This is a genomic window from Paenibacillus sp. J22P218, from assembly GCF_056269195.1.
Map to the genome: position 1 here is coordinate 247,349 of NZ_JBWDNL010000006.1, position 13,526 is coordinate 260,874.

Here is a 13,526-nt window from a genome sequence, read left to right on the forward strand (position 1 = left end):
AAACTTTTTACGGACATTAGTTCTTTTTTATCGCGGCAATTGCTTGGTCTATGTCGAGTTGGGATATCGCTTCATCCCATTCATGAGGCCAATTTACTTTGCTGCCTTGAATTCTCTGTTTATAATTGTTCGTTTCTGATGAAAGCGCGATAAGGCAACTAGCCAGACTATCAATATGTGATTCTACAGCATGAATATTTGTCGAAATTCTTTGGAAATAATCCGCCGTTTTTATATCATAGGTATTCGTTACTACGAGCATTCCGGCAGAAGCCATTTCAATCGGCAATAAGCTTGGATGGGGTGAGTCCATAAGCGACAAACCCAAATCATGCTCTGGCAATAGTTCTTTATATTCCTTCATATTAAACTTTCCGATATGCTTGATCTTCGCTCCACTTGGCAGCAATTGATCTCCATTATCTCCTCCAATACCAATAATATCCCACTCTTCCTCCCGGAACCCCCCCATACTTATTGCTTTGTCTATAGCCATACATCCTATAGCAAAGAGGTTTCTAGCATTATTGGGCTGCGTTCTAGCGTAAAACAACAATTTTTTCTTTCTCTTATTAGCTTGTACATACAATTTCTCTGTTAAATCGAATTTCAATACTGGATTTCTAAAGAAGGAACCTTCGTTTTGTATAGGAACAATACCGTTCTTTATAAAGTATCTTTGTAAAATGTCTGTCGAGAACATCGGGTAATAATTCAGCTTGTAGCTGTGTTCCGCCAGTACTCGATATGTCCCATGATCATAAAAGATAGGTTCGTAATCTTGAGCAAGATATATAAATTTATCGAACTTGCTCTTCTTCACCGCTTCGTCAGCTATATACGCAGTCCACCAAGAAGTCGCAATGAAAATGTCCGATTCCGAGATTTCAACTTCTTGTTCAGAAGAGTAGCAAGTCTGAAATTCCACTTCGGATAAAAACTTTTTCAAACTCATATCGTGATTTTTTATTCGTTCCATGCTTTCTTTGGAAAACTCTTTTTGATCAGTCATAATGATGCGCACATCATAGCCGTTCTCATGAAATTTTTTAGCGAAATTATACATTCCAATATAGCCGCCAAAAAAGTTTTGCGGATCCACAAGTGAAATTAACATATTGACTCTTCGCTTTGCAAACGCGTTCACGATAAAAGTTCTTCCGGAAAATTTCCTTTTTATTTCATTCACATTTTGGCTTAATGTTATTAAATATTTTTCGTTCATTCCATTCGCCGCTGCGGTATGCTGATGCGTTGCGTCTTGAATGTAAGCGGCGGCAGCAGCGCTTTGTGTAAATCTACGAATCACTCTCCGCATGGGAACAGCAACTTTTTTTGTGAACACATTGGCGATATTGGATAAAAGCAATAATGTATCAATGTTATTCAATGTTTCGTTGTGCTTACGGACTTTTCTATTCACTTTCCATAAGCCGGTAATACTTCGAGTGTGCATAAGATGTTTTAAAGTCTCATGATCCACGCCTCTGACAATCGCATTTTCTCTTAACGTATTAATATGTTGCGCGTTGATATGTTTAAAGTTATATATAACGACAAATGCATTAAACAAGACTTTCATAACCTGCTTCATTCGAATGGCGAACGGCAAATCTTTATCTTGAAGAGCATCCTTCATCTTTTGGAAAAATCCTAGTTCGCTTAAAGTGGCCATCAACGATTTATGTCCAAAATCCGTATGGCCGATAACGTTATTGTCGCTTTGTATATAATCATAAAGAGGCTTATCGATATAATCGATTCCACCTCTTATGTTAGCCATAAGTGCAATCCATTGATCGTGATATACATCTCCATATCGAGGGGGAAAGGGAAGTATATCTTGAAGCAAATCAACTCTGAAAAGCGACGCAGCTCCCGTCACCGTATTCGCAAGAGTCAACAGATCCAGTTTTTCGCGCTCATAATAATTTTTCCGTTTTACCCAATAAGTATCGGACAACACTTCTCCGTTGTTTCTGACAATACGCATATCGCAATATACGAGCTTAGCACTTTCATTTTCAATCAGCGCCTCAATCGATAGTCTTAACTTATCCGGATACCAAACATCATCCTGATCGGAAAGAGCGACGAATTGTGCTTCCTTAGGAACAAATTCCAAACATCGTTCGAAATTATAATAAAATCCTTTGTTTTCCTCGTTCTCAATAAAATAAAATCTACTGTCATTGTCCAACACTTCTATAATATCCTTCTTACATTTTTCTCTTGAGTTGTCATCGCTAATAACGCAAATCCAATTTTTATATTCCTGTGCCCTGATGCTGTTGATTTGCTTTTGAAATTGTTTTTTATCAGGATTGTACGTAGCCATGCAAATAACGACCAGATTATTTTTATTGGTTACCTGAACATCAATTGCTCTCCTCGTATACGGAAGCAGAGTAACCTCACCCAGTTTTGTTCGGAAAAAGCTTCCGTTCTTTAACGTAACTTCAAGTATTACATCACATACTTCCGAAATGCTAACAGATTCTATTACAATAGGCACCCGAAATCCTGAAAACAAGGAATTCAATTTGTGATCTGTTTCAATAAAGTGTGGAAGTACATCTTGCCTATACATGCTAATCTCGCTTGCCATAAACTTTCGTTCGCCGACCTTGATTCTCGCTTTTTTAACTAGTGCACTTCCTAGCACCCAACCCTCTATTAAATAAATCGAACGGTTTTGTACACACAGTTCCTTCGGCAGCATCTTTTCAATATTAAAATGAAACAATACTCTTCCCACCTCTTATATGAAATCGCTGCCCTGCATGCAATCCGGGTCGATTCTTAGTTAACGCTTACTCTTCATATACAAAGTTGATTTCAGCCTCGGCCAGAATAGGATGCTTGCCATCCTTGTCCGAAAGAATCGGATTAGACGTCGGCCAATCAATTGCCAGGGCAGGATCATTCCATGCAATTCCACGGTCGTGCTCAGGAGAATAAAGCGCATCCACCTTATACTGAACCTCACTGTTAGGCACTAATGTACAGAAGCCGTGCGCAAATCCTTGTGGCACGAGTAGTTGACGTTTGTTGCTTGCACTCAATATAAACCCTTGCCATTGTCCAAAAGTAGGTGATCCTTTACGAATATCGATAACGACATCATATATAGCACCTGCTGTTGCACGAACCAGCTTGGTCTGTGATTTTGGATTTAACTGATAATGCATGCCGCGTATAACGCCAGATTCTACCGATAATGAATGATTATCTTGAATAAATGCATATGGAATCCCATTTGCATGGGCAACCTGTTCATTATAGCTTTCTATGAAAAAACCACGGTTATCACCAAACACCGCAGGCTCAAGCAGCTTAATACCCGGTAACTTCGTTTCGAATATTTTCATAGGACACCTTCTTACCTACAATTTTAACTTTCCGAGCTCTTCTCCAAACGCGATATCTTTTGCCAGTTCATTAGCCCTCGTCAGCGAAGCATGTGTCCCGGCATCTGTCCACCAACCATTCAATATATCGTAGCTGAGTTCTCCTGCTTCTATGTACGAATTGTTTACGTCAGTAATCTCCAGCTCTCCACGGCCTGAAGGCTTTAGCGTTTTAATAATATCAAACACTTTACTATCATACATGTAGATGCCTGTAACAGCATAATTGCTTTTCGGAAGCTTAGGCTTCTCTTCGATAGATACAATCTTCGTGCCCTCAAGTTCCGGTACGCCATAGCGCTGAGGATCATGCACTTCTTGAATTAGAATTTTAGCCCCATTTTTTTGTTGTCTAAAATTGTTGACGAACGAGTCAATGCGATCCTCAAATACGTTATCACCAAGTATAACGACCATCTGGTCTCCATTAACAAAGTGCTCCGCCAAATCTAGTGCCTGCGCGATTCCTCCCGCTTCGTCTTGTACCTTATACGTAAAAGTCACACCGAACTCACGACCGCTGCCCAATAAATTCACAACATCGCCCATATGCTCTTTCCCAGTAACAATCAGGATGTCCTGTATATCCGCTTCTTTTAGCTTTGCTATTGAATGGAATATCATAGGGTATTTACCCACAGGAAGTAAATGCTTATTCGTTACTTTCGTAAGAGGGAATAGTCGCGAGCCTGTCCCTCCGGCTAGAATGATTCCTTTCATTTGAATCATCTCATCCCTTCCACTATTAACTAATAGCTACTCAACATTCTCAATTAGTTTGTTAGGCCAAACAGTTCGTTTACATTTGACACGCCATTTTTTCTGAGAAATTCAATGTACCTGTAAAATTTACTTTCATATTCTCGATTAAATTTATCATAATCTATAATATTCATCTCTAATATATCTTTAAAAGAGTTTATCTTTGCAAATTTCTCAGCAGAAAGATGCGGTATATTACAATAAGAAGCTAATTCCGACGTTCTCGAATCATGAGTTATTAATAATGCTGGAACATGATTTTGTATCCCTACCATACATCCATGAAATCTTGAACCACAAACATAATCATATTTCTTCATATTAGAAAACCATTCTGGCATGCTATTGAACATATAAAAATGTTTCTTCAAATAGAGTTTGTATGAATTGAAATCATCAACAAAAGATTGATACAATACCCTCTTTCTATGCCAATCATTCTTCACTTCTTCTTCAGAATCAGGGAGCGTTTCACATTTATAAACCTTATCATTTTTCCAATAGTTCTCTATATACTCCATTTGCCCAATTATATCCATTTCAGTTTCATAAGCCATTTGAACTATTTTTTTATCAACTTCTTTTTCTAAATGAGTGAAATTATAGGCAATGTTAAGTTCGTCATATTTTTTAAACTGTTTTTCGTTAATTTTAAATTTTGGATTCTTATTAATATAATATGTTGGGCATCCAATGATTTCACTGTTTTTCACACCAAAATCATTGAGAACTTCTGCAGTATACTCCCCCCTTACTCCAATTGTATTACTATACTCACTTAGAGCATGAATAAAGTCCATCGTTCCTTCTTTTAATTTCATACCTCTTGCTTCAATACTATTCGCTTGAGCTCCAATGCCCAAAGTAATTACCGGAATTTTTAGCTTTCTAATATTCTGAGCAATAATTCCAAAGTCATCATAGGGGTTAATGAAATTAGAAGCTGCAATCACTAATACATTGAAATTTTCTTTTATCCTGCTCACATCATCTTCATCTAGTAAGTAACTGAAATCTAATATTCCATTAGTATTCAATTCAGTTTTTGTTGCATATCCGATAAATAAGTTACCAGTATTCCGACCTGTTCTAATCCAGTTTTCATAGATATCATTTCCGACTTCAAAATTCGGAACTGCACCAGTTTGAAGATATCTTAACTGTTCCATATCCTGCTTCTCCTTACATTTTGGAATTTTCTAAGTTGCATAAAGATAACTTTCTCTCTATTGTGTATATCGAATGACAATTAATTTAGTATTTAGTCGCTTCTAGATATACTGATTCATAATTTGAAAACAATTTATCTACACTAAATTTATCAGATGCTACAGAAACCTCGGATAATTTTGAATCATAATAGGAGGAGTCCGTGGCGTATTTTGATATTATCTTTGCAACTTCATGAACTGGTATCTTCCAATTATTCAATGAAAATAAAGTACCTGCCATATCATTTTGTCCCTTTAACATTAAAGCAATTTCCCCGATATCTGATGAAACGATAGGCTTCCCGGCTTTCAAACAAGAAATTAGTACCAAAGGATAGCTTTCCCCTTTAAATCTGGAAGGCAATATGCCTAAATCTGAAGCAGCAAAATAATTTTCAACATCGTTTTTAAACCCAAGTAGGTGGATGTATTCCGATGCTCTATCTTTTAGCCGCTCATATTCCGGGCCATCACCAACTAACAATAGATGAATATCCTTTTTAGAAAGTCTTCTTGCCTCTTTCACTGACTCTATTGCTTCTTCCCAACCCTTCTCGGGTATTGCTCTACTGACTAGACATATTACAAATGCATTATTTCGAATTCCAAACTGCTGTAAATCTACTGGTTTTATTTCATTGGTTACAATTGCATTTCCAATCTTGGTGAATTGTTCATCATTGAATAGCCCAAGTTTTTCAAAAGGCTTAAGATTCTTGTCAGCAATATAAACCAATTTACTTGTCCTAGCGACTAGTCTAGGCAGAATAGGCTTCAACATCTCTCTACTTATAGTTTCATACATACCATGTAACGTAACAACATGACCATAATTCAACTCGGGAGACAAGATATCAATTATCGTGTTATCTACCCAAGCGTGATGCGAATGAATGACATCCACCCCAAAATCAACCACTATATTATGAAGATTAGTATAATTATTTATAACAGGAATATCTTTTCTCAACATCTTTTGAATACCAAGTTCCCTGTCAACATGATCACAAGATAAGAAAGTAACCGAATACCCCTTTTCCCTAAAAATATTTGCTAAATAAATCGGGAAAGTTTCGCCACCACCTGATGAAAATGCGTAACCTACCATCAATAAATTTGGCCTTCTCTTTCTTTTAGCATCTAGAATCACATTAATGTCATATAGTTTTGAAAACTGTTCTGTGGAAAATTCACCTTTTGTTTGAATCCAATGAGTTTTTAAAATTTGTGCTTTATTATTAAATACTTCGTCATTCACATGATAAAGCTTGGCGATGTATGTAGACACAATCTCATGTTCTTTATAGTACACATCCTTTTTATAAGTATTTATAGATGTGTTATTGTTATGAATTCTGTAGTAATTTGTTGAATTTGTCGAATATGCTACTATTCCACCTAGTATTAAATGAATATAAAATACCCAGTCGCCAGCAATACGCATTGATTTCCATATCTCATCTTTCAACAAATCTAAATTAAATGGTTTCCTAAAAACTGAACTACTGGCATTCGGTAAGATGTTCTTGATTGCCCAAGCTTTATTTACTAAATTATGAGCTGAAATGATAAAAGGATTATTCCACAACTCTCGGTCAATATCAGATAGGTATTCCTGTATTGTCCATATCTGTTCTTCGTCTTGATTCATAAACGTTGTTTGACAATAAGCAAGCATCACTGATTCATCATTAAAATAAGCAACTAAATCTTCTAGAAAATTATTAGTGCACCAATCGTCACTTTCCGCAATCCAAATCAGATCTCCATTTGCATGAGATAAACCTTTCTCCCATTGATGAAATACACCTCCTGAATTTTTCTCATTAAATATAATACGAGTTTTATCAGGAAATCTATTATAATATTCCAATAGAATTTCTTGGCTTTTGTCTCGCGAGCAATCATCCATTAATAGAACCTCAATATTAGTATATGTTTGATTAAATATACTATCCAACCTCATTCTAAGGAAAGCAGCATGATTATAATTTGGTACGATCACGGTAACTAAAGGTTTGTTATTAAACTCTCCCTTAAAATGTTGATAATACGAGATTCCATTGCTACCCAAAGTATTGTCCAACAAGCTTTTATCATTCATAAATTCTTTTGATTGACGTTTTTCAAATTGACCAAACTTGCAGTAATGGTAAAACGGATTTAATTTTGACCGTATTACATCCGGATTACTTTCAACGTAAAATTCCGTATTAAAATAGGGGGTCGGATTTCTTGCTTCGTATACACCATGGAATGCATAATGCCAAATTGGGTGGGTTATCAACCTAGCAAATTTCCGCATGAACTTATTTGTACTGTCTACGTAAGTCCACATTGGATTTTTCAGTGCCTGTTGAAATACATCTTGATATGATTCCCAGTACCATGTTTTATTGAATTTCCTGGATTTTTGCATTACCCTTACTTGGTCAACAACCTTTATTAACTGTATAACATTCCATTTGGATTTTCTCTTATATTGATGACGATACATTTCGAATAAATTAGGATCTTCAATAGGCTTCCTACCTTCCAATAAACCAAACTTTATAAAATGATACAGAGGATTTATATGAGTCATTTTCACATCTGAATATTGTCTTAAATAATACGACACACTAAAGTATGGACTCGGGTCTCTTTCTTCCCTCCATCCATGCACAATAAAATGTTTTAACAAATCCGAGCAGTTTATTGCTACATCAGGATTGTTTGATAGATAGTGTAACTCGTCAAACAGTTTCGACTTCTTTATTAACAACTTTATATTAAAATACCGAACACTTCTAATAGGATGTATAAATATATTCATAATCATCGCAATTAACTTAAAAGGAAATAAAAATCCATCCTTTAATATTCTTTTTTTTCTTATTTTATCTATTTTCATCAATTCACTCGAAGTCACATATTGAGGTAACGACTTTTCCAAGTGAAATAAGTTATCATCTTCTTTTAACACAGTCCCATCGCCTTCTAATTCATTACCCACTTTTTGCCACCTCTATTTTATCTAGTATTTCATCTCTTCTTTTATAAGACGAAAATGCTCTACGAAAACAATTTCATGGTTTTCGCTTTGTCTTATTCATCATCCATGTAATAAATCTCAGTGGTTTTGTTACCCTCCATGAAATAGTATTAAAAATAGTAGTAATATACTCTTCTTTTTCAGTAATCAATGTATCTAAGCGTACTTTTTCTTTTCTGAACTGACCTATTTGAGTTTCCTGCCGGTTGAGCAGCCTCTGTTGTTCTTCGATTATTTCTCTATACCGATCATTTTCTCTTTGTTTTTCGGATACTACGCGGTGAATATCGGCTATCATAAACTCGTGTTCTACCTTATCTAAGTTTCTTAGCAGTGACTGCGTATAATCATCAAGAGGATAAATAATGAAGTCAACGTATAGTTTGGAAGCCTCTATATCTTCGAATTGAAACCATAATTGAGGATCATTGTGATCGAATATATAGAGCTCGTTGCAATGTTTATAGTAATTACCTTTCAGATCACTGTAGTCTAATTGAATTTGTTGACCTTGTTTCTCAATACCAACCCGTTTAATTTCAACCATGCATCTATAGCGGCTGGGATCGAATCGCAACTGTTTAATAGTCTGATCCAATTCTAAACATATATCATTATGGTAGAGGGTGATCTCTAGTTTCTTTGAATTCTGTTTTGTAATTCCATTTCCTGAATCATAGTAAATTCGAGCAAAATCACCATAAAATTGTTTCGTCGTGAAGTTCAGCGTATCTGTACACGAACCTGCGTTACGCTTCACGAAATCTTGAATCTGATCTACGTACAAAACTTCTAGTTCAGACCACTTAAAAAGCGTTTGATACAATGCGACCGAAAAATGGTCATCTCCCAATAATTCCGTTAAATTGAAAAAATCCTCATTATGGTGCTTTAACGATTTTTCCAAAAACCGGCTCTGATATTCTCGAATGCCACTGACTTCATTATTTAACTTAATAAACCGATTTAGTCGTTCCAACTCTCTTCCCGGTTCCTCTACTAGCCTTGAAAAAGAGCATAAAATAATGTCCTTGTTCAAATTTACTAGGGCTATAAAATTATAGTAAGTCCACAGCCTAATTCCTTGTTCAATCTGCATATTATCTCTTTTCAATAAGGATTTAGCGGTTTCTAGCGGATTCCTTATTACTAAGACATATTGTGCTTCTACTCCTATACATGCAAAAACCTTTTCCCAAAATGGTAATAAGACGCTAATTCTCGGATCTTTGATGATAATCGTATCAGACTTGTTTAATTGATTTCGAACAATATCAATGGCATCTTGCAGAAATTGACCTTCATATAATGGAAGGAATTGTTCAAACCGATTTAACATAGGATTATCGATTGAATACCACTTCATATTAAATTTACTTAATATTCTATTGTTTATCGCGACAATATTTATATCTTCCCAATAACCTTTTTCATTTTCTTCATTTTCAGGAATCAAGTTGTCCCCAGGATATGCCCCAAGATCTACTATCGCTTTAGCAAATGCACTTGTCCCCGATCTATGCATACCTAATACAACGATTATTTTCTTGTCCAAGCCCTGCTCTCCTTTTAACTGACTAAGATTTACTCTTCATCATCGCTTCGTATCTGTCACATACTTCTTCCGTCTTGCCTATTGCTTGCAACGCACCTTTATTAAGCCAAATAACCCTATCCGTTAGTTGTTTGATCTGCGATATACTGTGTGAGACAAGTATTATAGTCTTCCCACTATTCATCAGATTCATCATCGTTTGCGTACTTTTCTTTTTGAACTGCTCGTCCCCTACGCCGAGCACTTCATCGACGATCAGGATGTCAGGATCTACATGAACTGCAATGGAAAACCCTAACCGCGCTCTCATGCCAGAAGAGTAGTTCTTCACAGGTGTATTGATAAATTCACCAATATCAGCATAAGCGACAATCTCATCATATCTACTTTCTATATACTCTTTTGATCGCCCCAAGATAGCTGCATTTAAATATATATTTTCAACTCCAGAAAGATCATTATCGAAGCCCGCTCCTAGTTCCAATAAAGGAGCAATACTTCTGTGCACAATAACTTTGCCTTCTGTCGGCTTCATCACACCTGATATAATCTTAAGCAAGGTGCTTTTACCGGCTCCATTATGTCCGATAATACCTATTCGTTCCCCAGCATGAATAGCAAAATCAACGGACCGTAAAGCAATGAAATCATTATATTGGATATTTTTTTTCAGACTCTTAAACAGGAATTCCTTAACGCTGTCAACTTTCTCATTAGCAAGTCGAAATTTCATCGTGATATTGTTAACTTCAATATCGATTCTCTGAGTTTGCTCACTTTTCATTTGAGTTTGTTCCAAAGGTATTACCTCTCTTCATAAATGGAGGATAAATTTATCCTGATTCCTTTCAAACACAATAATCCCCACTACCATACTGATCAACGCAAATACGGTGCAGATAATCAGATTGTACATACTTGGCGCTTCACCTAAATAAACAACATCTCTGAAGCCTTTGATATAGTTATATATAGGATTATACGTTAGAATAAATTGATATTTTTCAGCTATAATACTAGATGGATAAAATATGGCAGACGCAAAATGCAAGGCTGTAATCAATATACTGTATATATGCTCTATATCTCGAAAAAACACTGTAATCGTTGCTAGTAATAAGCTGACTCCACAACTAAAAAGAAAAAGTAAAACCAAATAAATAGGTGCATACAGCAGGTTAAAGGTAAAGTCCGATTTTGTTATTATCATAATTAAGATCAGATCAATTAATGAAATAACAAAAAACACAAAATTTGAAATTATTGAAGCAAGAGTGATGATATACTTGGGAATATATATTTTATTAATTAAACTCGATGCGGAAATAATGGATTTCATTGAAGTCATTGTGCTGGACGAAAAGAAGTTAAACAATAAAAAACCAGTTAGCATATACACCGGAAAATTATGAATGGTTGTACCGAACAAAGTTGAGAATACAACCATTAGAACAAGCATATGCAACAAAGGATTCAATAAACTCCACAAAACCCCAAGAAAAGAACCCTTATACTTCTTTTTAACCTCTTTCTTGACGAGTAAAGAAAGCAAGTACGAATATTTATAAAAAGTTTTTAAATATGTAATATACCTGGTCATAATAAACTCCATTCATACTTTTTCTCATTCGCAGAATTGCCCTATTTCTTCACAAACAATTTAGATCCAATATAGCAACACGTAGACACAATCATCCTATATTCGATACGTATGATATTACTAAAGGAAAAGCTCGGTTTGGTTCTAGTTATATTTCTTATAGTCCGAATTCCTTCAGCCGTTCCACTTAAATACGACTTGCCGAGTCCTTTGACAGCAAAAAATAGTGCCTTGATCAGGAATCCTGCCACAATAAATACGAAATTAAATAGTTGCAGTATAATCGGCAGATTTTTCGCCAGTAACCAAACGTTATTCCTTGCCGATAGTTTTACCTTAAAATCATTATACTTACTTCCTGTAGTCGCACTTCCTATATGTTCCACTTTTGCCGTTGGACAAAAAACATTCTTGTATCCATACAGATTCGCCCTAAAACCTAAATCAACGTCTTCCAAGTATGCAAAGAAGCTCTCATCGAAATATCCAATTAACTCAAACACTTCTCTACGATATATTGCCGCTCCGGCACATGCGCTGAATATTGTATTTTGTTTTTTGTAAGCTTCACTAGATACGCCATCGCCATTTTTATAAGCCCATCCAAAAAGGGTCAATTCGTCTCCTGCATCATCAATAAGCCCCGGTTGTGAATACCTGAGCATTTTCGCCGAGACAGAAAACACTTTCGGATCAGACTCAATGCAGTTATAAAGCTCCTGTACAAATCCTTCTCTTGCAAAAGCATCATTATTAAGCAGGATCACATATTTCGACATCGACTCTTTAATACCCTGATTCACCGCCGCTGAGAAGCCGAGGTTTTCACTGTTCATAATAATAGTGATATCAGGGAAACTTACTCTGATTAGGGAAATACTGTCGTCAATAGAATGATTGTCTATCACAATAATTGAATGTTTATTAGTAATTTGTTTATAAATACTACTGATACAATCAATAATATATTTTTCTCCATTATAATTAGGAATTACGATCGAAACACTCATCAGATTGCATCCTTCTCCTTAAAGATTACATACATAAATAATTGTACCAGAACTCGACATCTATATCTATGAATCTACAAGATTTGATCTATCCACTTATACGCATGTTTCACTGTGAAGGGAGCCTTGCATGTGGTAACGCCCATATATTGCAGGAGTCTCAGGGGATTATCGAGCATGATGGACATACATCGGTCAACTTCGATTTTAATAAATCGGAGCTACATAGTAACGAATATTAACATATTCAGCAGTTAATAAATGATGATATAATGCTATCTGTAGTCCTAACCACACCATGATTTAGGGTATGTGTTGAAGGATTAAATTGATTCTATCACTGTCTTTAACTATTTTTAATTGGAGGCTAATCTTATGAAAGAAGATCTAGCAGTAGATCTGCCGCATGGCGTACGTAAATTACCTTTGAAACGAATTGGTGATTCACGTGGATCACTAATGGAACTTTACCGCGCAGAATGGTTAGCCGATGCTCCATTCGCCTTGCAATGGAATGTAAACACTAATAATGCTGGAACATTTCGCGGTTTCCATGTTCACTCGGCGCATCATGACTTCCTTAGCGTTATTTCCGGCAAGCTGCACCTTGGCTTACAAGATATGCGTCCATGGTCCCCAACCTATGAAATGTCCGTATTGATGACCTTAAATGCAGAGAAACCTGAGCTCATTCATATCCCTCCGGGAGTCGGTCATGGGTTTTGGTACGATCAGGACGCAATTCATATATATGGTGTTTCTGAATATTGGAACCCGCGGGACGAGCTAGAATGCCGTTGGGATGACTCGAGTATTAAGATTCCTTGGCCTTTCACTGAACCAGCAATGATATCTGATAAGGATATAAATGCAGGAACTTATGAACAGATGAAAAGTAGCCTGGTAAAGCAATTACTACCACCTGAAATGGTATAGCCTGAGGG

Annotated in this window: 10 protein-coding genes; 1 reads left to right on the forward strand and 9 read right to left on the reverse strand. The window is 36.0% G+C overall.

Going from position 1 to position 13,526, the window contains the following annotated elements; translation table 11 throughout:
* Positions 1-16: 16 nt before the first annotated feature.
* From AC0YN0_RS24820 to AC0YN0_RS24860, 9 genes are all read right to left on the reverse strand, one after another.
* Complete coding sequence (locus AC0YN0_RS24820; RefSeq protein ID WP_475823658.1) at positions 17-2,746, reverse strand: rhamnosyltransferase WsaF family glycosyltransferase; 2,730 nt, start codon at positions 2,744-2,746, stop codon at positions 17-19.
* A 67-nt stretch (positions 2,747-2,813) separates the two neighbouring features.
* Entirely contained in the window at positions 2,814-3,371 is a 558-nt protein-coding gene (gene rfbC / locus AC0YN0_RS24825) for a dTDP-4-dehydrorhamnose 3,5-epimerase (protein WP_475823659.1), read from the reverse strand.
* Positions 3,372-3,386: 15 nt separating this feature from the next.
* Positions 3,387-4,130 (reverse strand): sugar phosphate nucleotidyltransferase, encoded by a 744-nt coding sequence (locus tag AC0YN0_RS24830; RefSeq protein ID WP_475823848.1) that lies wholly within the window; start codon positions 4,128-4,130, stop codon positions 3,387-3,389.
* Positions 4,131-4,183: 53 nt separating this feature from the next.
* Positions 4,184-5,341 carry a polysaccharide pyruvyl transferase family protein gene (locus AC0YN0_RS24835; RefSeq protein WP_475823660.1) on the reverse strand — a complete coding sequence of 386 codons (1,158 nt, stop codon included), beginning with the start codon at positions 5,339-5,341 and terminating at the stop codon, positions 4,184-4,186.
* Positions 5,342-5,426: 85 nt separating this feature from the next.
* Positions 5,427-8,378 (reverse strand): glycosyltransferase, encoded by a 2,952-nt coding sequence (locus AC0YN0_RS24840; RefSeq protein WP_475823661.1) that lies wholly within the window; start codon positions 8,376-8,378, stop codon positions 5,427-5,429.
* A 73-nt stretch (positions 8,379-8,451) separates the two neighbouring features.
* The gene (locus AC0YN0_RS24845) at positions 8,452-9,972 is read right to left on the reverse strand and encodes a sulfotransferase family protein (RefSeq protein ID WP_475823662.1); all 1,521 of its coding nucleotides are present in this window, start codon (positions 9,970-9,972) and stop codon (positions 8,452-8,454) included.
* A gap of 22 nt (positions 9,973-9,994) precedes the next feature.
* Positions 9,995-10,771 (reverse strand): ABC transporter ATP-binding protein, encoded by a 777-nt coding sequence (locus tag AC0YN0_RS24850; RefSeq protein ID WP_475823663.1) that lies wholly within the window; start codon positions 10,769-10,771, stop codon positions 9,995-9,997.
* Positions 10,772-10,786: 15 nt separating this feature from the next.
* Complete coding sequence (locus tag AC0YN0_RS24855; RefSeq protein ID WP_475823664.1) at positions 10,787-11,584, reverse strand: ABC transporter permease; 798 nt, start codon at positions 11,582-11,584, stop codon at positions 10,787-10,789.
* Positions 11,585-11,613: 29 nt separating this feature from the next.
* Positions 11,614-12,582, reverse strand: coding sequence for a glycosyltransferase family 2 protein (locus tag AC0YN0_RS24860; protein WP_475823665.1), 969 nt, complete (start codon positions 12,580-12,582; stop codon positions 11,614-11,616).
* A gap of 375 nt (positions 12,583-12,957) precedes the next feature.
* On the opposite strand from AC0YN0_RS24860, the gene AC0YN0_RS24865 reads away from it, so the two are divergent.
* Complete coding sequence (locus AC0YN0_RS24865; RefSeq protein ID WP_475823666.1) at positions 12,958-13,518, forward strand: dTDP-4-dehydrorhamnose 3,5-epimerase family protein; 561 nt, start codon at positions 12,958-12,960, stop codon at positions 13,516-13,518.
* Positions 13,519-13,526: the final 8 nt, after the last annotated feature.

Bases quoted from the DNA above. Each gene is read 5' to 3' on its own strand.
- rfbC (WP_475823659.1), bottom strand. From the start codon at position 3,371: ATGAAAATATTCGAAACGAAGTTACCGGGTATTAAGCTGCTTGAGCCT.
- AC0YN0_RS24830 (WP_475823848.1), bottom strand. From the start codon at position 4,130: ATGAAAGGAATCATTCTAGCCGGAGGGACAGGCTCGCGACTATTCCCT.
- AC0YN0_RS24835 (WP_475823660.1), bottom strand. From the start codon at position 5,341: ATGGAACAGTTAAGATATCTTCAAACTGGTGCAGTTCCGAATTTTGAA.
- AC0YN0_RS24855 (WP_475823664.1), bottom strand. From the start codon at position 11,584: ATGGAGTTTATTATGACCAGGTATATTACATATTTAAAAACTTTTTAT.
- AC0YN0_RS24860 (WP_475823665.1), bottom strand. From the start codon at position 12,582: ATGAGTGTTTCGATCGTAATTCCTAATTATAATGGAGAAAAATATATT.
- AC0YN0_RS24865 (WP_475823666.1), top strand. From the start codon at position 12,958: ATGAAAGAAGATCTAGCAGTAGATCTGCCGCATGGCGTACGTAAATTA.